This window comes from Sphingobacterium cellulitidis (assembly GCF_043187465.1).
Lineage (GTDB): Bacteria > Bacteroidota > Bacteroidia > Sphingobacteriales > Sphingobacteriaceae > Sphingobacterium > Sphingobacterium cellulitidis.
The window spans coordinates 4,335,130-4,354,587 of sequence record NZ_CP171136.1 but is presented as its reverse complement, the minus strand read 5'-3'; the positions used below and the strand labels follow the sequence as shown (position 1 = coordinate 4,354,587).

Here is a 19,458-nt window from a genome sequence, read left to right as displayed (position 1 = left end):
AATCAATGAACGAAATGGAGAAGAAAGAAAAAATTAATGTTGCCATTATTGGTTTAGGCTTTGGAGCAGAGTTTATTCCTATTTATCAACAGCATCCTGATGCGAACTTATATGCTATTTGTCAAAGGAATGAGGAAAGTCTGAATGAAATTGGCGATGCCTTTGCAATTGAAAAGCGATATACCAGTTACGATGAACTTCTGAAAGATGAAAATATTGATGCCGTTCATATCAATACTCCTATTCCAAATCATGCCGAGCAATCGATTAAGGCGCTTCGGGCAGGCAAGCACGTAGCTTGTACTGTTCCAATGGCTACGACGGTTGAAGAATGCCAGCAAATCGTGGAGGCTGTCGAGGAAACAGGACTTACTTATATGATGATGGAAACCGTGTTATATGCTCGGGAATTCCTGTTTATGAAAGAACTCTATGAAAAAGGTGATCTTGGAAAGATTCAATTTCTAAAGGCGAGTCATCAACAAGATATGGATGGCTGGCCAAACTATTGGCCGGGACTTCCACCCATGCATTATGCTACACACTGTGTAGGACCTGTGCTGGGACTAACTCGCAATGAGGCAGAATATGTGTCATGCTTTGGGTCAGGAACAATTCGAGAGGATTTAGTAGGACATTATAACTCTCCATTTGCCATCGAGTCCGCACATATTAAATTTAGGAACTCAGATTTAAGTGCCCAGGTATATCGGTCCTTATTTGATACAGCGAGGCAATATCGCGAAAGTTTTGAAGTATATGGATCCAAGCAATCGGTAGAATGGCCATTGATTGAAGGAGAACCTTTGGTTTTACATGTGGCAAAAAGACCTGAACCTGAAATTCCTGAAGAGGTAAATTGCCCGGATTATGCGCACTTACTTCCGCAATCCATACAGCATTTTACAAGAGCAGGGGTTTATGATGAAGGCGAGAATCAACATCTATCTTTTTTACAAGGAAGTGGGCATGGAGGCTCGCATCCGCATTTAGTTCATGAATTCATTAGCGCCTTGAAGGATGGTAGGTCGCCATTTCCAAATGCCCGACAATCAGCAAATATTACTTGCGTTGGTATTTTGGCGCATGAATCGGCCATGAAAGGGGGAGAGATTATTCCTTTACCTGAATTTACTTGGGAAACAACCTAATATATTGGAGGTTGCTGACTAAAGAACCTATATCTCAATATTATTTAAAATGAATAAGATTTTAAAAATATGCCTTCTATTATGCATTGTTTTGTCGGTACTGGGATGTACTGAGGATAACAAGCCTAGAAGACTAGAACTATTTTTTCTGGGACATGATAGTAAGCACCATGACTCAGAACTGCTTGCCGATATCTTGGCGAAAGAGTATTTTAATGATGGAATAAATATTACTTATTCTATCGACCCAGATGATTTGACACGTCCGGATCTGAAGAAATACGATGGTTTGATTTTGTATGCGAACCACGATACAATTAGTCCGGCACAAGAAAAAGCATTGTTGGATTATGTTGCTTCAGGCAAAGGATATATTAATATCCATTCTGCATCCTATTGCTTCCGAAATTCCGATGAGGTAGTAGCCTTGATTGGTGGTCAATTCAAGAGTCATGGAGGCGGTTCGTTTGGCGCTGAGATCATCAAGCCAGATCATCCTGTTATGCAAGGATTATCACCATTTGTCACCGAATGGGATGAAACTTACGTTCATGACCATCTTGCAAAAGATATTGATGTCTTGATGGAACGTGTGGATAGTTCACATAGAGAGCCATATACTTGGGTAAAGGAACATGGAAAAGGTCGGGTGTTTTATACAGCTTTTGGTCATGATGAACGCACCTTTCGTAACCCTGGATTTCTACAGTTAGTGAAGAATGGGATTCTTTGGGCAGTGGGTGATAAAGCGGTGGAAAGAATGAAGAAATATGAAATCGCGAAACCAGAATATGAGAAAGCTCGGATGCCAAATTACGAACGTAAAGATCCAGCTCCTCGCTATCAGCAACCATTGGACCCTGTGCAATCGCAGACACTAATACAAGTACCTGTAGGCTTTCGCCTGGAGCTCTTTGCTAGTGAGCCTGACATTAAAAAGCCTATTTCAATGGATTGGGATGAAAGGGGAAGGCTATGGGTAATAGAAACAGTGGATTATCCTAATACAGTAAAAAGTGATAAAGGAACAGGAGATGACCGGATTACGATCTGTGAGGATACAGATAATGATGGAAAGGCGGATAAATTCACGGTATTTGCTGAAGGGCTTAATATTCCAACTTCTTTTGTTTTTGCTGATGGTGGAATTATTGTTGCTCAGGCTCCTCACTTTTTGTTTTTAAAGGATACCGATGGGGATGATAAAGCTGATGTTAGGACGGTACTGATTGACGGATGGGGAACATTTGATACGCATGCTGGTCCATCAAACCTGAAATATGGCTTGGATAACAAAATTTGGGGAACCGTAGGATATTCAGGTTTTGAAGGCACTATAGCTGGGAAACCCTATAAATTTGGTTCCGGGGCATATCGATTTAATCCCAAAGCTCAGGATTTTGAGTTCTTAGGGAATACCAGTAATAACACTTGGGGATTAGGATTCTCTGAAGACTTTGATGTTTTCTTGTCAACCGCGAATAATGAGCACAGTAATTTTATGGCTATTTCAGCTCGATACTATGAAAAAGCAAATGTTAATGAGCGGGGAATTGAGAAAATAGATGCCCATTACAAGATCCATGAGTTGACCAAGGAGCTGCGACAAGTGGATGTATTTGGAGGCTTTACAGCGGCATCAGGTCATAATCTATATACTGCACGTGCATTCCCTCAAGAATATTGGAACCGGGTAGCATTTATCGCTGAACCAACCGGTCGCCTAATCCATCGACATATCCTAGAGCCATCAGGTTCTGGGTTTAAAGAAAAGGGTGATGGTTGGAATATGGTAGCGAGTTCGGATAACTGGTTTGGTCCTGTGGAAGCTAAAGTAGGACCCGATGGATCGTTATGGTTCTTGGACTGGTATAACTTTATTATCCAGCATAACCCAACGCCTCAAGGCTTCGAAAACGGCCCTGGGAATGCCTATATCGATCCATTACGAGATAATACGAAAGGACGGATTTATAGATTAGTTTATGATGATGCTGCCAAACAAAAGAAGTTTAATTTAAAAGGTAAAAAGGGCTCAGACCTAGTTGATGCCTTATCAAGTGATAATATGTTTTGGCGGACAACAGCGCAAAGATTATTGGTAGAAGCTGCTGATAAATCTGTTGCTGATGATCTACATAAGCTTATCAATGATAAGTCGGTCGATCAGGTCAATGTCAATGGTGCTGCCATTCACGCCATCTGGACCTTAAAGGGCTTAGGATTATTATCGAATGGAGAAAGTCCTAGTGTTTCAGTTGTTCTTAAGGCTCTCAAACATCCTGCTGCAGGAGTGAGAAGGGCGGCCATACAAACCTTACCTAAAGATGCCAAGGTTATCGATGAATTGATATCCTCAGGGGTTGTTCAAGACAAGGATCTTCGCGTTAGATTAGCGGCTATTTTAGCTTTATCAGAAGCTCCATCTAGTCAAAAGGTTGCGAAAGTGATTTTTGATGCCGTGCAGGATCCTGAAAATGAAAAGGATAAATGGATATTCCATGCTTTGATGATTGCAGGTAGCCTTCATCAACCAAATATGATGCATGAATACCATTCGAAGTTTGGCCATCCTGATTTTTCAAAGGCTACAGGTTCCTTGGCGGAAAGAATTATTGCCGGTAATAATATGAGTGTTTTACCTCTTAACAGTTCGAGAGATGGGATTATTAGTTCCAGACAGATCCCTGAACTTTCAAACCGTGAAATTCACTTTGTAAGTACCGTTCGTCAAAAGGATCAGCATCCTCTAAATGGAGCCCTACTATCATATGGTACGAAAAGGGATGGTTATGCTGTTTATATCAAGGATGGTAAAGTAGAGCTTAGAGTAAATCAAAAAGGAAATAAGTCCATCATTCAATCGGAAAAACTTACTAAACCGAATTTTAAAGTTAAAACTTCATTGCTTGCTGATGGTAAGATGTTACTATTTGTAGATGATGTGAAAGTAGCGGAAGGTAAAAGTTTAGGTCTGTTTCCAGAGAAACAGGACGGTTTTCTTTTAGTAGGAAGAGCTAGTGCCACGAAAGAATCGGCTCAAGATCCGAATGGAAACGCCGGTGAATTTCCTGAGGATTTTAACTTTACAGGGGTCCTGGAAGATAGCCGCTTAATTGCAATGAATAAGGCCGTCGGTGCAGAAGGTAATACCATTGAAGCCGATAAAGTATTAAAGATTAAGGCTGTCGTGGGTGAAATGAAATATGATATTACTAACTTTTCAGCTAAAGCAGGCTCAAATCTGAAAATAATATTTGAGAACCCTGATCATATGCAACATAATATGTTGATCTTAAAACCAGGTAGTTTGGAGCGGGTTGGGGAGGCCGCAGATAAATTGGCGACACAAAGCAATGCAATTGAACTTCAATACATCCCTAATTCGGCAGATGTGTTATTTAGCACCTCTCTGATTGATCCAGCAGGTTCCTACGAATTGAATATCAAAGTGCCGAGTGAACCAGGAGATTATCCATTTGCTTGTACATTTCCGGGACATTGGCGAATAATGAATGGCGTGATGAAAGTAATTCCATAATTAAAAAGGGGAATAGATATTGAAATCTATTCCCTTTTTTTACTACCCGTTGGTTTTTGAGTGTTCAATTTTCTTTTCGGAAATAAGAAATCTACACATTTTGTTGATTCTTAGTATATTTAGTGCTATGAAAAAGATTATTTACCTAATCCTGGCGATGGTTATTATTTGCAGTAAATTAACTGGTCAGGTTAATTATTCCAATGATATTATTAAGGTTGGCGCTGAGCGAACCGACCAATATATTCCAAAGCTTGAAGGTAAGAGGGTTGCATTGATTGCTAATCAAACTTCTGTTATTGGAGAAACACATTTATTAGATAGTTTGGTTCGACGTGGAATCAATATTGTAAAAGTATTTGGCCCTGAGCATGGATTTCGTGGGAATGCTAGCAATGGTACAGCAGTTGGCGACGAGGTAGATGCAAATACAGGAGTCAAAATTGTATCCCTATATGGTAACAAAAGAAAACCTACAAAGGATGACCTAGCCGATGTAGATATCTTGGTTTATGATATTCAAGATGTTGGTTGCCGTTTTTATACCAATATCAATGTTTTACGGGATGTGATGCAGTCTGCAGCTGAAAATGGAAAAGAGATGCTTATCTTGGATCGTCCTAATCCGAACGCTTATTTTATTGATGGTCCTATTCTGGACATGAAAAATAAATCAGGTATTGGACAGTTTCCTATCCCTATTGTTCACGGTCTTACTATTGCTGAATTCGCACAAATGGCTAATGGAGAAGGTTGGTTAGGAAATGGTTTAAAATGTAATCTAAGTGTTGTGAGAAATGAAAATTATAAGCATAGTATGTTGTATAAATTGCCTGTGCGGCCTTCACCAAATCTCAATACTCCTGAAAGTATATTACTATACCCAACTACTTGTTTATTTGAAGGTGTTTCTTTAAATCATGGACGTGGTACAGACTTCCCATTTACGGTTGTTGGAGGTCCAATGTATAAAGGGATTTATGAGTTTTATTATACTCCGATTTCGATGCCTGGTCGGGCAGAGGATCCCCTTTATCAAGATCAGGTATGTTATGGCCTTGATCTTCGAAATATTAATTTTGAAGAGTTGGTAAAGTCTAAAAAGATTAACCTGCAATGGATGATAGAACTTTATGCCAAACATCCCAATAAAAATCAGTTTTTTGAACGATTTCATCGCCAAATCGGGAATATAGATTATCTCGCAGGAGTATCAGAATTTAAGGATCAAATCCGCACTGGAATGAGTGAAGAGGAAATCCGAAAAACATGGCAACCAGGGATAGATAAGTATAAAAAGATGCGTAAAAAGTATCTCCTTTATAAGTAGGAAATAATTATTCCAATTCATAATGATCTCTCCTCTAAAATATTAATCTGATGTTATTTAAACTAGAACAACTGAATGGAATAAAGACTGGTAAAATTGCCTATGCATATTGGAAATGGCTTAAATTGTCAGTCAATAGTGGTAGTATAATTAATACTGCCGTTGGTCAGATTAAAATTGGTGAAATCAATATAGTAAGTGAAGAAGATATCAATGATCAAGATGCGGTTGAATCAGGATATACAAATAAGCAAGACTTGTTAAAGTCTTTTTTTCGAAAGAGTATAGGTTCGATTTATAAAATCGCTGTTAGCTATCATTCTGAAGACCCTCGAATTGAATTGAGAAATGAAATAGAACTAACAGACTCGGAATTCGAGGACTTAAAAAATAAACTTGCTCGATTTTATAAATTCAGTAATCATGGTCCTTGGACCAAAACAGTGCTTTTGGCAATACAAAACAATCCAAATTTACATGCCATTGGTATTGCCAAACTCACTGGGTTTGAAAAAGATTGGTTAAAGATTAATATTCGCAAAATCAAGAATCTTGGTCTCACTATTATTCATCTTGTAGGTTACGAACTTTTGACAAGAGGTATGGAGTTTGTAAACAAATATTTTAATAAAGAATAGTACCCTATTATTTTTTTGGATTACGACCATATTGATTGGTAAAGGGCTTACCATCTACGAATACCAACCAAAAAATATAAAATGGAATTAGTTGAAGCCATCCAGAATTCCCGATGTCATGGCTCCTTTTCGCTGCTTGGGCACTTCCAAACCACATAGCTGGAATAATCAGAAATAGAAAGGTAAATACTTCGCTGTCATCGACATTTGCACTGTAGGGGTCTCCTAGTATTTCACCAATTATACTCAGGTATATCGAGCAGATAATAAAACTAATTATGAATTCAGATCTTCGAATTCTGCCTTCAAAACCAAATGGATCCGAGAAATAACCTTGGGGTTCTTGCGGAATAACTGATTTTTCCTGATTACTGGTCTGATGTAGATTTTGCTGTATGTTATTGATTGGGGGTGGAGTATTAGGATTGAAGAGGGGTCTTAGATCATCCACTTCAACTGCTCGTTCCCAGGTTTGTAATCCTTGGTACCACACCAAGGTATCCCGATAAATATTTTTGTTTTTTAGCTCTTCAAGAGTATAAGGTCCTACTTTTTCAGCATCCTTTACATAATAGTATAGCCGCATATGTTAATAAATAATTTGGTAGATTGAGTCAATTTGTGCCGCAAATTAGTCAATAAGCCGTAGTGTATTTATGGGAAACCGTAATACTCAGACTTTTCTATGTTTTGGATATTAAGTCTTTTATTTATCTTGTGAAATCTAATTATTTGCCGAATGTTAATCGCCCTAATTATCATCAGTTTAATCTTTGTAGGAGTTGGATTTCTCTTAAACACTGAAAATGCCGATAGCTTGCTATCAGGCTATAATAGCATGTCTGTAGAGGAGAAGGAAAATTTTGATATCAATTCCTTTGTGCCCTATTTTAGAAAGGTTCACTTAATATTGGGCGGAACTCTATTAATCATAGGCCTACTCCTTTATTATTTGATTAATCCTGAATGGACAGGGGTTTTTATGTCTACTTATCCCTTGATTGCCTATTGCTTTTTAATCTGGAAGACCAATAAGTTTTACAAGGTTCCTAATAAAAAAGACCGAGTTAAATCTTTTGTGGTTATGGTTTTTATCCTTGCAGTTTTTGTAGCTATTGGAGGTATGTTTATTTATTCCTTACAGGAAAACCAAGTCATTGTTGAAAAAGAGATGATAAAATTTACTGGAGATTATGGACGTGAAATTGAAAAGTCTAAAATTAAGTCTATTTCTCTTGTTGATACCTTGCCGAATATAAAAGTTAAAACCACTGGATTTTCTCTTCAGAAAATTAAAAAAGGAGCTTATAAAACTGAGGATGGTGAAGAGATAACTTTACTCATCAATTCTGATAAAAAACCTATTGTATTAATTGAAGAAATTAATGGACATAAAATTTATTATTCAGCCAAGGAACGTCCGAATCAGAAGGTTTTTGTCGAGTTGATAAAGGGTATCAAATAGCATAAAAAATGGAGAATATTTAATAAATCAAATATTTTCCATTTTAGAAAATAAAAGTTGTAATGAATAAAGGATACCTTCCAAAATAATCCTGTATATTGCAATGAAATCAACCTAATTACCAATTACATGAAAAAAAGTATTTATGCCGTATTGTTTGTCTGCCTAGCTTTAATGGGCTGTAAAAGTCATGTTTCTCAAAAAAATATAGGGGAATGGAAACCTCTATTTAATGGTAAGGATATCCACGATTGGTTTGTTAAGATTCATCACCATGAAGTAGGTGAGAATTTTGGAAATACTTTTCGGGTAGAGGATGGAATTATTAAAATTAGATATGACCAATATGAAGACTTTAATGATCAATTTGGACATCTTTATTATAAAACTCCTTTTTCATATTACCATTTAAAGTTTGAATATAAATTCGCTGGCGAACTACAACGTGGGGCACCGGAATACACTTTATTAAATAGTGGAGTAATGTTCCATTCTCAAGATCCTCGTACCATGTTGAAAGAGCAAGATTGGCCAATCTCGGTAGAAATGCAACTCTTGGCAGGCTTAGGCGATGGAGAACCAAGACCTACAGGAAATATGTGTTCTCCTGGAACTAATGTGGTGTATCAAGGTAAAATCGCAGCCTCGCATTGTTTGAATTCTACTTCTAAAACATATGATAAAGATCAATGGGTAAAAGCCGAGCTTATTGTCCTTGGAGATTCCTTGATCCAACATATTATTGAAGGAGATGTTGTCCTAGAATATTCAAAACCTCAAATCGGTGGTGGTACAGCCAATGGTTTCGACCCAAAGATTAAAATTGATGGTAAACTATTGAGCAGCGGCTTTATTGCTTTGCAAAGTGAAGGGCAGCCTGTAGATTTCAGGAATATTTATATCAAAGATCTTTCGAAGACCTTTTAATCGCATATAGCGAAATGCCCACTAGGAATAATACTATGGTTCAAAGACCTTAAAATTTCCAAAAACTAAGCTGTCTTTATCCTATATGGTTTTCAATAACTGCATACCAAAACCCGGTAGATCAGGCGGAATTAATTTTCCGTCTTTTACCGCATAGGCCGTGAGGTCCATATCATCTGAACTGCTTGTTACGCCTTCAATGGTGACGGTGTTGCCCAAACCACCAACCAAATGCGCTGTATAATTGGTTTTAAGTAATGAACCCCAAGCATGTGGAGAGGCGAGGGTGCCAGTCTTTACCAGTTCAGGCATCATCCTTCTCCAATTGGTAAAGCCTAATCCTTCAATATCAGTCAACTGTACATCCAGGAGTTTCTGTTCAAAGAGTTTCTGGAGGAAGGCTTGGTCTGGATCTGCTTCTCCATCTGCCAATAAAGTGTCCAACTTTTCCTGTTTGACAAAGTCCCGAAGCTTTTTATAGTCTTCTACCGTTTCATGGAAAGGCTCTTCAATCCAGAAAAGCTTAACCCCGGCAATCCCTTTTAAATATTGGATAAACTCATCACTCGTAAAGCCATTATTTCCGTCGACCAGGATCTCACAATCTGGAAATGCTGCCGCAACGGCTTTAGTGACCTCGATATCCCTTTGCATACCTTCGGCTTTCGGCATCCATTTATTTCCACGTCCTATTTTTAACTTAAACTGTCTGTATCCCACACCATAATCGAAAAGACACTCTTCTAGGATTTTATCAATTCCTGCAGGTTTATCCTTTGGCTCTAGATCGTCAAAATAGATCATGCCGCTGTAATACTTGGTGATAAAAGGATCTTTCTTGCCAAGCAAAGCATAGACAGGTTTCTGTAGAACGACACCGGCTAGGTCATGCAGGGCCATGTCAAAAGCCATATGTTTTTCAGAGAGGGTCCCAGCTTTGGGGGTAAAGAGATCCGATATTTTTTTACCAACTAACTCAGGGATCAACTGTTCGGCATCTTTTTTTGATCCACGAAGGGATGCCCAACCCATTGCTCCTTGATCCGTTCTCAAACAGCAGATGTCTAATTCAGGCCCATGACCATGTAGGTCTAGTCTGGCATTTTTTCCAACCAGTCTAGGATAGTTTAGTTTTACTTTGGAAAAGACAATACTATCTATTGTATGTTCAGCTAGTTCCCTCTCGTCTGCTGCCAATTCGAATAATTCCGACAAAGGATTTCCATATCCATTGGAATTTAAGAGTAGGGAGGAGGCAAAGCCAATACCTAAGGAGTTGATAAAGGTTCTTCTTTTCATAGGTTTTTTGTGGTAATTTGATTATACAAAATTACAACAAAAATTATTTCCTTATGTTTGGGTGTTAGTTATTTAACTTAGATTATTAAAGCCAATTAATTGTAATTAAAGTTTGAATAATCAATTTAAGGTTTTTGCCAGGTTATAATTAATTTTGATCCCATGAAAGATCTTTTGCTTGATATCCGGCAAACCTTAATGGACAATGCTGATAAGACTACCTCAGATGCCATGACTCGTTTTTTTAAAGAAGGTGAAGGAGCCAAGCGTTATGGTGTGCCCATTGAAATCGTACGGAAAATCGGCAAGGAGGTTTATCAAGATATCAAGAAAGAACCTAAGCAGGAGATCTTTTCCCTTTGTAACGAGCTTTGGATATCCAAGATCTTTGAAGAAGCTTATATTGCTTGTATCATCACCAAATCCATCCGCAAACAATACGAAGCGAAAGACATGGAAATCTATGAAAACTGGGTCAATCTATATGTCAACAATTGGTCAGATTGCGATACACTTTGCTGTACGACCATTGGTTATAATCTAATTCAATTTCCAGAAAATGTAAATGTGTTGAAGACCTGGGCTAAATCCAAAAATCGCTGGACCAAGCGTGCCGCTGCGGTAAGTTTAGTTGTGCCGGGTAAAAAAGGTTATTATCTGGAGGATGTTTTTCATATTGCTGATATCCTGATGATGGATCCTGATGATATGGTTCAAAAGGGGTATGGATGGATGCTGAAGGAAACTAGCAAAGCCTATGAAAAGGAAGTTTTTGATTATGTAATGAAACATAAATCTAAAATGCCTCGAACGGCTTTGCGATATGCTATCGAAAAACTACCCGATGAAATGAAAGTCGAGGCAATGAAAAAATAGAATACTATTAAAAAGATAAGCCTATTCGAATATAAGGAAGTACTGCTTCTTTACTCATCCCAACGGTTGCTTGGATGGTCATCAAATCAGCTGGCATAAAATAAATTCCTCCACCGGTTCCCATATGCCATTGATCAGACTGCTCATTCGGCATCCAAACACGACCCACATCATAAAACCCAATTAATCCAACTGTTCCTGGGACCAAATAAGAACTGAAACTAAATAATTTAAGCCTGGCATCCAAATTATTATAAACTGCTGTTTTGCCTGTAAAACGCTGTGAGTTAAATCCTCTTAAGCTTCGCTCGCCACCAATCTGCGCATGTTGATAGAAATAAGGGTCGCCCCAAACAGTATGAACTCCGGTCCGGTTTGCAAGGGTAAGGTGGTCATTAAAGATGGTTTTATACAAGCTTAAGGAATTGTCCCAAGATGTAAATTGTCTTTTCAAACCTTTAATCTCTGCCTTCCAATCGAACCTTGAAAATAAACGAATCCCTTTCTTAGCATTGTTTTTATTATCTCGGCTATCATAATCGAAGCCTACTGTCGCTCCAGTAAAGAATTTACTGTCGAAAATATTTTCTTCAGGATGTGAAAGATTAAAATCGTTGAAAAACTTTTCAATATTGTTCTTCATCCGACTAGTATAAAACTCAGAGCTTGACCCATAGAAAAGCTTTAGTTTTTCCAACGGTGAATATTCTAAAAAGATATCGGTGTTTATTAAATCATATCGATTTCGGTAATATGATATCTCAAATTCCTCACTCTTATTATAGATTGAATTATTTCCATAACCAAAAAAGTTGCTTTGATTAAATGGTCCTAATGCTCTAAAATCAATTGCTAAATCTTGTTCTCCAACGAGCTTTTTGATATTCCCTTTGTATTCAAAAATAAAGGATTGCCTTCCAGTCAAGTAGCTCGCCATAAACTCATGGCGGTAGGCATAAGGGCTCTTTCGGAATCCTTGGTTCTCGATCAGATAACCAGCCCCAATTATTAATCCGCGATCAATTCCGTAATTAAAGTTCACTAATACGCCTTTCCTGTCATAGACAAAATTGTCATATTGAAATTGATGTACAGAACTATCATTCTTAAGCCGATAGCGAATATTTCCTAAACTATTAAACGTATTGCTCTTGTCAACTTTGCTATCGTATAAATAGGTCTTTCTTCCATTGCTGAAAGCATCCGTTGCGCTGTATATATCATGCCCTGAACCTCCAATTATCCTTAGCTTAATAGGCGATTTTCCTTTGCCATGCAGCTTGTACTCATCCTCCCCAGCCATTCCATAGATTCGGATTTCCTCGGTCTCCAAGGGATGGAATCTACGTTTAAATATTCTAGCACCTTCTGTTCCATCCTTCTTCTTATTATGAATGTCAATGCTGATACTCCCGTCCTTTTGAAAATCAATGTCGATGAACTCTCGCTTAGCAGACAAGGGAAGATCAACAACCTTTGCCAAGGAATGATAATAGTCTGTTGCTGCGCTTTGCAGCTCATCTCTTCGCGACTTGATATTAGTTTCAAGTTCTTCAGCACTTAATTTCACAATGGTATCAGGCATTTGAAGCATCGCCCGATGGATTAATGAATCGGTTAATGTGTTTTGAAGGATTTGAATTTCTTCATTCCAGTCAGATTCATTCAAATGATTCAAGAAAAAACGATCAAAGTGTCTAGCATTAAAATTCCAATGAGCAACATTTCTGATATGTGGACTAAATGGCTGTAAATGCGCCTTTAGCCATTGGTATGAAAGCAAGACCGGAAAGATTCCCGATGTTTTGTAATATACTTTATCACGGTCTCGAGGAACTGGCGAATAGATTTTCTTTCCTTTTTCTTTCTCAGGATCCCAACGCCAATTATCCTCATGCCGATCCCAATCACCCAGCACAAAATCCAATAATCTAGCACGTAAGGTAAGCCTTTGGTCAACTTTAGTATCATTATCGTCCAGTACCTTGGAAATAACTTTCAGTGTATTGTCTGTTTTCTCATTCTCAAAAGGCATCCGAGGCTCAAACATATACGGTCTATTTCTGAATATGGGTTGGAATTCACCTAATCGAGGATCATCCGCGACATAAACCAATTCTGGAGCCGCATGCGGTATTGCTAATGCAGTGTTAAAAGTCGGGACAGTCAATGCTCCGAATGGATGGGCAATGGAAATCTGATCTTGAACAATGTCCTTTGCAATAGTCTTCCGCAGGCTCTCAGGTAAACTCCGCTCCGGATATTTCTGAATAGAACGCAATACCCATTCCGCACCATTGCCATCCAGCAAACGCAAGGATTGAGTTTGCATACCGCCACCCAACTTGACAATATTCAATCCTCCTTTCTCTTTAGATAAATCCATAATCCGCATCTTAACCGGCGTATTGTACAGCTTTCTATAGCTATCGCCCAACCAATAGCGATGTATCATAGAAACCTGATCATATTCTGGTGCTATAACCGTCGTGATGCTATCCTTTGATTGCGAATGTAGATTTCCAGTAATAAAAAATAGGATTAAGAAAATATATATTCTAAATGGAATATGCATGGATTAATAACTAGTTTCTTCAAATTTTATTCTGACACGCATGGCTTTCAAATCACTGATCCCCTGTAAGTTTTCTAGTTCCAGTTCCTCTATCTCCGGTTGAATAAACCCTAACTCTGAAACCTCTTTTAAGCAGGCCCTCAATTCTTTGGCAATCTTATTTCTACTATAAACAATAGCTATCGTATCTGGTTTAACCAATCTTTCCGATGAGTTTTTGATGAGTGCTTTATCAATTCTTTTTTTGATGATCTGATACCTGATATTGTAGGACCCTTCTACATCAAATCGCCTCTCATCTTCCCGAAAACTAATGTCTATTGGATTCGGATGGATAAAGACCAATTGTGTCGTTTCAAGGGGTATACCCAGATTCTTTTTCAATCGTTGGGTTTGTTGACCAATCTTGGAAATATTGATAATCTGTTCCTTTCTAAAATCCCGCAATAACTTCGGATTAAATGGAGTTAATGGAGAAATAGATTGCCCAACATAAAGGTCATATTCAATCCCATCAGTACGAAAAGATTCAAAATAAGATGGATAGATTTCTTGGACCTTACTATTGAATCTCTTTAATTCCGCGTTGATTGTTTGATTCAGCTTCTGCAGCGAATTTTCAAATTGTTGACTTTTTGAGTGCAACTCATTTTGACTATAGCTTAGTTTTCTGCGGCACTCCCTCAGATCCGAAAGAACCTCAGGATGTTTCTTTTCGAGTGAATCCAAGAAGTTGGAAACATCTTCCTGAAAAAATGAAAGGGTATCCAAGAGATAATGATCCAAATTAGGACCACTAATCCATTTCTTGGTTTCCAAAAATCGCTCCTCGAAATTAGAGTCAATATTAAATTGTAATTGCTTCTCGGCTCTTTCGATTAACTCCTCAACATAACCAATCCGAATCATCAGATCATCCCGATATGATTTATTACGTAGAAAACTTGAATCCTTAACATCTACCGCTGCATAAAACGGATAGACTTGCTTGAAAACTATTTTTGGAGGCTCAGGCTCGGACTGATTATTTAATAATTCACCCAGATATTCCGCCGCAACCTGATTGAACCTCCATTCTACTGCAGGTTGTAGGGCAGTATATTGATGAAGAATTACATTGTTCAATTCGTTTTTGAAGCTATAGACAATTTCATTGGCCAGCTGAGCCATTAAGCTGTAATAGGACTGAACCTGAACCAACATGTTTCTAGTCAGTTGCGTTCCGTTTCGACTATAAACCTCAAATATTCCAACAAGATTATCATTATGGATTAATGGAAAACAAACGTAAGAGGATATGCCAGTTCGTTTCAAGCTGTTCTTTAATTTGCTATCCTCAGATTCTAATCCTTCTAGAACCCCAAAGGAAAGTATAGTTGGATTCTCCATAAATTGGAGAAGCTCCCCCTGATTAAAATAATGCTCATAGAACAATTCATCACTCAGAATAACGCTATTCTTCGCAAGTTCAGTGGATAGAATTGGCGCACCATTTAATTTTAAGATGGGATAAAATGATGTTTGAATATCTTCAATGGAAAGCATTCCTCTTAAGATCTTATTTAACTTGCCCAATCCATCAGCACCCTTATAGATACTTAGGTTATTGACCAAATCCTGCAAACTTTCCGTAAGAAACTCCTGCTGATAATCCTTGATGGTACAAATGGTAAATCCAGAGAAAATAAACTTGCTGAGATCGAATTCCTTCAATATCGGTGCTAGATCATCATAATCCAATGATTCCTTATTCTTCAAAGGCGTAAGGTCAATCTTTGGTATTTCTCCCTTCACCTCAATTTCTACAAAGGTATAATCGATATCAAGTTCATAATAACGGTCAAAAACACCTGCTTTTTTAACATACCTCAGTTTTGTATTAAAAGGCCCAATATTATACAGCCGTCCTAATACGAGTTGGAATAATTGTTTGTTGGTAAATTCAATATCCCAAAAACTAACTTTTGAATAGGAGAGGATCTTCTTAAAATCATTTTCTACCAACTCATAAAACGCATCCGTGCCATAAAATACTCGATCGGGAATCGGAAATCCCAAGCCCCATTTGATATTCTTATCAAGCGGTACACCTTTTGCTAAATGATAGATGACCTCGAAAACATCAGTAAATGAAGAAATATTATCAGAATTGATATCTCCAAATTGCTCCATTTGTTTTCGGATGATATCCTCCGTCAATTTGGGGATCAACATTCCAGAATCCTGGGTAGTCTTAGTCAGATAGTTTAGGAATGGCCATAAAGATAGATTCTCCTCAAGGTTCCCATCTTGCAGTATATCATTATCAATTTGTACGGTTTTCAGCAACATAAAATTGGATTGGTAGCAAAACTATTTCGTGACGTTGAAGTCGATGATAGTCTCATATGATTTAGTCAAGGAGTCTTTAGGATTATCGATATAGAAGGTTAATCGCAATTGATTATTGTCTAAAATATCAATTATACTAAATCCTTGTTTGTTATATCCATACTTCAATGGCTCGCGCTTATGGATGTCAGATTGCTTGGAACCCGATCCACTCACCACCTGACGAATTTTGTCCTTTTCTATATATTGAAGCCCGTGATCATGCCCCGAGATAAAAACGACCTTACGATGATCTTCACAAACTGTCGTAACGCGATTAATCAAATCCTGGTAGATTGGATGTTTTAAATCTTCAGCAAATTTGATTACATGACTTCGCAGTAGGGGATAGAGCGATCCAATTCCCGGAAGGGGAATATACAAGGATGACTTAATGTCTGTTAAAGGGAAAATATGGTCTTTCCAGCTGTAGATTAAACTGTGATCCCCATAAGATACCATGGGATGATGTGAAATCATCAAAACCGTTTTGTCCTTATTATCTTCTAGAATCTCTTTGATTTTTTGAATAAATGCTTCTTTTTCTAGCTCAACATCGCGGTTATGATAGGGAAAAAGCCAAAATTCGCTATCATAAACTATAGCGATGGTTTTTTCATTCAAGTTTAGTACCTCCGGACCTAATGTCCCAGCTTTTTTAGGGAGGAAATGCAATCCCGAATCCCCATAATTGTTGAGGTAATTTGCTTGAGCCTCTACTTTCGCTAATCCCTTCTTTCCAGATTTATCCCAGTCGTGATTCCCCGCTAAAAAATATACAGGTACATTCAGTTTACGGAAGCCCTCGAATTGAGATTTTAAAATCTCGGCAGTTTCTTCCTTCTCAGGGCTTGTTAATCCCATGCCCTCCGGATAAATATTATCCCCAATGAAAAAAGCTCTCGTTTTCGTCGGAATTTGTAACCCGTTCGCCTTCTCTATCAAGAAACTTTGTTTGGTATTTATCTCCCCAGCATCTCCAAAAATGATTAATCGCTGATCAATCTCCTGTGCAGAAGCAAAGTGATAAATAAATAAAAGTAATATGTAAAAAAGCCTTCTCATTAATTTAAGTTAATCTGATAAATAAATGCATTCTTCGATTTCCCTTTTTCACTACTAATAAAAAGCTTATCCTGATTATTGAAGCTAATCCCCTCAGGCTGTTCAAACTGTTTTTTCTTGAAACGATGAACTTCCTTTGGAACAAAATTCTCATCTAATATTAACAAAAGGTTATCAATCGATGACAACAGATACCATTGATTGCCAGAATTCCTTTTAGAGATTGCAGAAGGCTTCAATGACTCAATGTTTTTGGAATCTATCTCTGCAATTCCACTTAAATCAATCGAAAATGGATTCTTTAAACTCACTTCACCCATTTCCGCAATATTCAGAACATAGCCTGTAAGCTTGGGTTCACCTTTGTCTAGCTTACAAGTTTTACAAACCACCACCAAGCTTTTGGTTTTTGAATCATAAGACATCGATTCATATTCCCCTTTATCCAATAGACCCTTGAAAACTGAAACTTTTCCTTGATCAATATCCATTGTTACCGGGAAACTATAGATCGTCCCATTGCTTTGCAGCACATAAAAGTATTCCCCATCTGTAGTAATTTCTTCATAATCCGCATCGGGACCAAACTCAAATTGTGATTTGATAACACCATTCTTGAGATCATAGGTAAAGACAATTCCATCTTCATCTTGAATAACATACGTTATATCATCACTGTTTGATAGAAAGGTCATCCCTGAAATTTCATTCAGTTCTGTTGGAAGAGTATAGGTCTTCTTAGCATATAGTTCCGATGAACCTGATTTTACTTGGTCCGTGTCATTGTAAGTTGTTTCTCGCGTCTGTGTTTGACAAGCAGCCAAACTTGAAACCATCAAAAAACTCAATAAAAATTTATATCCCATCATTATTTTGCGAAAAGTACTGCAATGCAAAATGCAGCGATTGAAAGAATTAATCCACCCATAAATATAGCATAGGCATATCGGAGCAATTGGTATTTTCTGCCCAGAACGACTCCTTGGGAATAAACATCCTTGGTTAGCATTCCATATAAAAACTCCTTATCATCCATTGCTTTGTTCATAGCCTCTTGGTATTCCTCAAATTTGGTTTTATAGAAGTTGCCAAAAAACAGGAGGTTAACTGATTTGTTCTGAACTTCCGTAGGGCTAAAATGACCTTTAGGAATTTTTGGAATCGTAGCCAGGATAGCTAAAACCATCGTAGAAACCGATGTGCTCATTAGTAAGACTGTAGGTACAATCAAGTGTGAGTTGCTGTCCAAGGCCTTGAGTAATACTGCGACAATGATGGATAGAATAATAGAATTAACTGTCAGGAGGATATTGGATTTGTTATCCGCCATATCACTTAATCGCTGGCTATTGGCAGAGGTAATTCTAAACATAGTTTCAATCCCACGTTCTGGTTTTTTCAACCTATCTGTATCCTCTCCTTGCTTTGCCTCGCCCTTCTTTTGTTTTCTAATCAGGGATTCAAGGTTCTCCAACTTTCCTGCATTTAATTTATTTTGAGCATAATCTGTATGGTAGACGTGATTTTCCATTAATTTGATGGTTCTATCCCGCCAATCTGATTTGTCGATTTTGATGCCTTTAACATATTCAGCTTCCTTCTGCATCAATTTATTCCGACCATCAAAATCCTTTGTCCCCAAATGGAATAAGTCTGCATCACAGATGATGCTTTCCAATAGGGTCCGTGGAGACTGAGGCATCTTGGTCGCCAAAATACAGGACTTTACTTTTTCAATAACATCTCCAGGAACTTGATTCTCTTTCAGAAAGTTCTCAGCAATTTCCTCACTACGCTTTTCATGCCCCTTTGCACCACCAAAAATATAGCCTATATCATGAAAGTATGCCGCACAGATGACCACAAACCTATCTGTTGCATCCAAGGCATAATGATCCGCCATTTCCTTAACCGCAAGAACGACATCCTTGGTATGCTCGTCATTATGAAAGCAAAATTCAGCCTTATGCTCGAAAGCAATCTTTCTTAAATAATCAACAATCTTTGGTATTAAAAGCTCATAATCCATACTGTATTGTATAAATGCCTAATTTTTATCCAAAATTAATGAGATAATCCTTGTTTTAAGCAGGTTGACTGAAAAATGACGATAATTGCGAAAATCCATAAAAGGCAAAGAAAAATATTTTCCCTAAGTTATTTGAATTCATTGGAAAATAAAAAATCCCCAGGATTACTGGGGATTATGTTAAAGTTTCAA

General features: G+C 37.7%; 14 protein-coding genes. 7 read left to right on the top strand and 7 right to left on the bottom strand.

The window, feature by feature from the left end; translation table 11 throughout:
* The first annotated feature begins 14 nt into the window (after positions 1-14).
* The 4 genes from ACF3OC_RS18940 to ACF3OC_RS18925 all read left to right on the top strand — a co-directional run bounded on the left by ACF3OC_RS18940 (position 15) and on the right by ACF3OC_RS18925 (position 6,660).
* Positions 15-1,151, top strand: coding sequence for a Gfo/Idh/MocA family oxidoreductase (locus ACF3OC_RS18940; protein WP_277711711.1), 1,137 nt, complete (start codon positions 15-17; stop codon positions 1,149-1,151).
* 49 nt (positions 1,152-1,200) lie between these two features.
* Positions 1,201-4,692 carry a PVC-type heme-binding CxxCH protein gene (locus ACF3OC_RS18935; protein WP_392470494.1) on the top strand — a complete coding sequence of 1,164 codons (3,492 nt, stop codon included), beginning with the start codon at positions 1,201-1,203 and terminating at the stop codon, positions 4,690-4,692.
* A gap of 127 nt (positions 4,693-4,819) precedes the next feature.
* Positions 4,820-6,022: an exo-beta-N-acetylmuramidase NamZ domain-containing protein gene (locus tag ACF3OC_RS18930; protein ID WP_392470492.1), complete on the top strand. Its 1,203-nt coding sequence runs from the start codon at positions 4,820-4,822 to the stop codon at positions 6,020-6,022.
* A gap of 50 nt (positions 6,023-6,072) precedes the next feature.
* Positions 6,073-6,660, top strand: a complete 588-nt coding sequence (locus ACF3OC_RS18925) for a hypothetical protein (RefSeq protein WP_392470491.1) — start codon at positions 6,073-6,075, stop codon at positions 6,658-6,660.
* A 7-nt stretch (positions 6,661-6,667) separates the two neighbouring features.
* Here ACF3OC_RS18925 and ACF3OC_RS18920 read toward each other — a convergent pair whose 3' ends face one another.
* Positions 6,668-7,246 (bottom strand): DUF805 domain-containing protein, encoded by a 579-nt coding sequence (locus tag ACF3OC_RS18920; RefSeq protein WP_392470490.1) that lies wholly within the window; start codon positions 7,244-7,246, stop codon positions 6,668-6,670.
* A 153-nt stretch (positions 7,247-7,399) separates the two neighbouring features.
* Between ACF3OC_RS18920 and ACF3OC_RS18915 the strand changes: the two genes are divergently transcribed.
* A complete protein-coding gene (locus ACF3OC_RS18915) occupies positions 7,400-8,125 on the top strand; it encodes a DUF3784 domain-containing protein (RefSeq protein ID WP_392470489.1) in 726 nt (241 codons plus the stop codon).
* Positions 8,126-8,254: 129 nt separating this feature from the next.
* The gene (locus tag ACF3OC_RS18910; protein WP_094258729.1) at positions 8,255-9,052 is read left to right on the top strand and encodes a DUF1080 domain-containing protein; all 798 of its coding nucleotides are present in this window, start codon (positions 8,255-8,257) and stop codon (positions 9,050-9,052) included.
* Positions 9,053-9,133: 81 nt separating this feature from the next.
* Here ACF3OC_RS18910 and ACF3OC_RS18905 read toward each other — a convergent pair whose 3' ends face one another.
* The gene (locus tag ACF3OC_RS18905) at positions 9,134-10,351 is read right to left on the bottom strand and encodes an enolase C-terminal domain-like protein (RefSeq protein ID WP_392470487.1); all 1,218 of its coding nucleotides are present in this window, start codon (positions 10,349-10,351) and stop codon (positions 9,134-9,136) included.
* 162 nt (positions 10,352-10,513) lie between these two features.
* On the opposite strand from ACF3OC_RS18905, the gene ACF3OC_RS18900 reads away from it, so the two are divergent.
* Positions 10,514-11,227, top strand: coding sequence for a DNA alkylation repair protein (locus ACF3OC_RS18900; RefSeq protein ID WP_392470486.1), 714 nt, complete (start codon positions 10,514-10,516; stop codon positions 11,225-11,227).
* Positions 11,228-11,234: 7 nt separating this feature from the next.
* On the opposite strand, the gene ACF3OC_RS18895 is transcribed toward ACF3OC_RS18900, so the two are convergent.
* The 5 genes from ACF3OC_RS18895 to ACF3OC_RS18875 are packed head-to-tail and all read right to left on the bottom strand — an operon-like array spanning position 11,235 to position 19,266.
* Entirely contained in the window at positions 11,235-13,802 is a 2,568-nt protein-coding gene (locus ACF3OC_RS18895) for a ShlB/FhaC/HecB family hemolysin secretion/activation protein (protein WP_392470484.1), read from the bottom strand.
* Positions 13,803-13,805: 3 nt separating this feature from the next.
* Positions 13,806-16,133, bottom strand: a complete 2,328-nt coding sequence (locus tag ACF3OC_RS18890; RefSeq protein ID WP_392470483.1) for a GAF domain-containing protein — start codon at positions 16,131-16,133, stop codon at positions 13,806-13,808.
* A gap of 21 nt (positions 16,134-16,154) precedes the next feature.
* Positions 16,155-17,237 carry a metallophosphoesterase gene (locus tag ACF3OC_RS18885; protein WP_392470482.1) on the bottom strand — a complete coding sequence of 361 codons (1,083 nt, stop codon included), beginning with the start codon at positions 17,235-17,237 and terminating at the stop codon, positions 16,155-16,157.
* Positions 17,237-18,106, bottom strand: a complete 870-nt coding sequence (locus ACF3OC_RS18880; RefSeq protein WP_392470480.1) for a hypothetical protein — start codon at positions 18,104-18,106, stop codon at positions 17,237-17,239. Before ACF3OC_RS18880 ends, ACF3OC_RS18885 begins: the two co-directional genes overlap by 1 nt.
* The gene (locus tag ACF3OC_RS18875) at positions 18,106-19,266 is read right to left on the bottom strand and encodes a Pycsar system effector family protein (RefSeq protein WP_392470479.1); all 1,161 of its coding nucleotides are present in this window, start codon (positions 19,264-19,266) and stop codon (positions 18,106-18,108) included. Before ACF3OC_RS18875 ends, ACF3OC_RS18880 begins: the two co-directional genes overlap by 1 nt.
* Positions 19,267-19,458: the final 192 nt, after the last annotated feature.

Coding starts and splice junctions, on each gene's coding strand:
- ACF3OC_RS18940 (WP_277711711.1), top strand. CDS start 15: ATGGAGAAGAAAGAAAAAATTAATGTTGCCATTATTGGTTTAGGCTTT.
- ACF3OC_RS18935 (WP_392470494.1), top strand. CDS start 1,201: ATGAATAAGATTTTAAAAATATGCCTTCTATTATGCATTGTTTTGTCG.
- ACF3OC_RS18930 (WP_392470492.1), top strand. CDS start 4,820: ATGAAAAAGATTATTTACCTAATCCTGGCGATGGTTATTATTTGCAGT.
- ACF3OC_RS18925 (WP_392470491.1), top strand. CDS start 6,073: ATGTTATTTAAACTAGAACAACTGAATGGAATAAAGACTGGTAAAATT.
- ACF3OC_RS18920 (WP_392470490.1), bottom strand. CDS start 7,246: ATGCGGCTATACTATTATGTAAAGGATGCTGAAAAAGTAGGACCTTAT.
- ACF3OC_RS18915 (WP_392470489.1), top strand. CDS start 7,400: ATGTTAATCGCCCTAATTATCATCAGTTTAATCTTTGTAGGAGTTGGA.
- ACF3OC_RS18910 (WP_094258729.1), top strand. CDS start 8,255: ATGAAAAAAAGTATTTATGCCGTATTGTTTGTCTGCCTAGCTTTAATG.
- ACF3OC_RS18905 (WP_392470487.1), bottom strand. CDS start 10,351: ATGAAAAGAAGAACCTTTATCAACTCCTTAGGTATTGGCTTTGCCTCC.
- ACF3OC_RS18900 (WP_392470486.1), top strand. CDS start 10,514: ATGAAAGATCTTTTGCTTGATATCCGGCAAACCTTAATGGACAATGCT.
- ACF3OC_RS18895 (WP_392470484.1), bottom strand. CDS start 13,802: ATGCATATTCCATTTAGAATATATATTTTCTTAATCCTATTTTTTATT.
- ACF3OC_RS18890 (WP_392470483.1), bottom strand. CDS start 16,133: ATGTTGCTGAAAACCGTACAAATTGATAATGATATACTGCAAGATGGG.
- ACF3OC_RS18885 (WP_392470482.1), bottom strand. CDS start 17,237: ATGAGAAGGCTTTTTTACATATTACTTTTATTTATTTATCACTTTGCT.
- ACF3OC_RS18880 (WP_392470480.1), bottom strand. CDS start 18,106: ATGATGGGATATAAATTTTTATTGAGTTTTTTGATGGTTTCAAGTTTG.
- ACF3OC_RS18875 (WP_392470479.1), bottom strand. CDS start 19,266: ATGGATTATGAGCTTTTAATACCAAAGATTGTTGATTATTTAAGAAAG.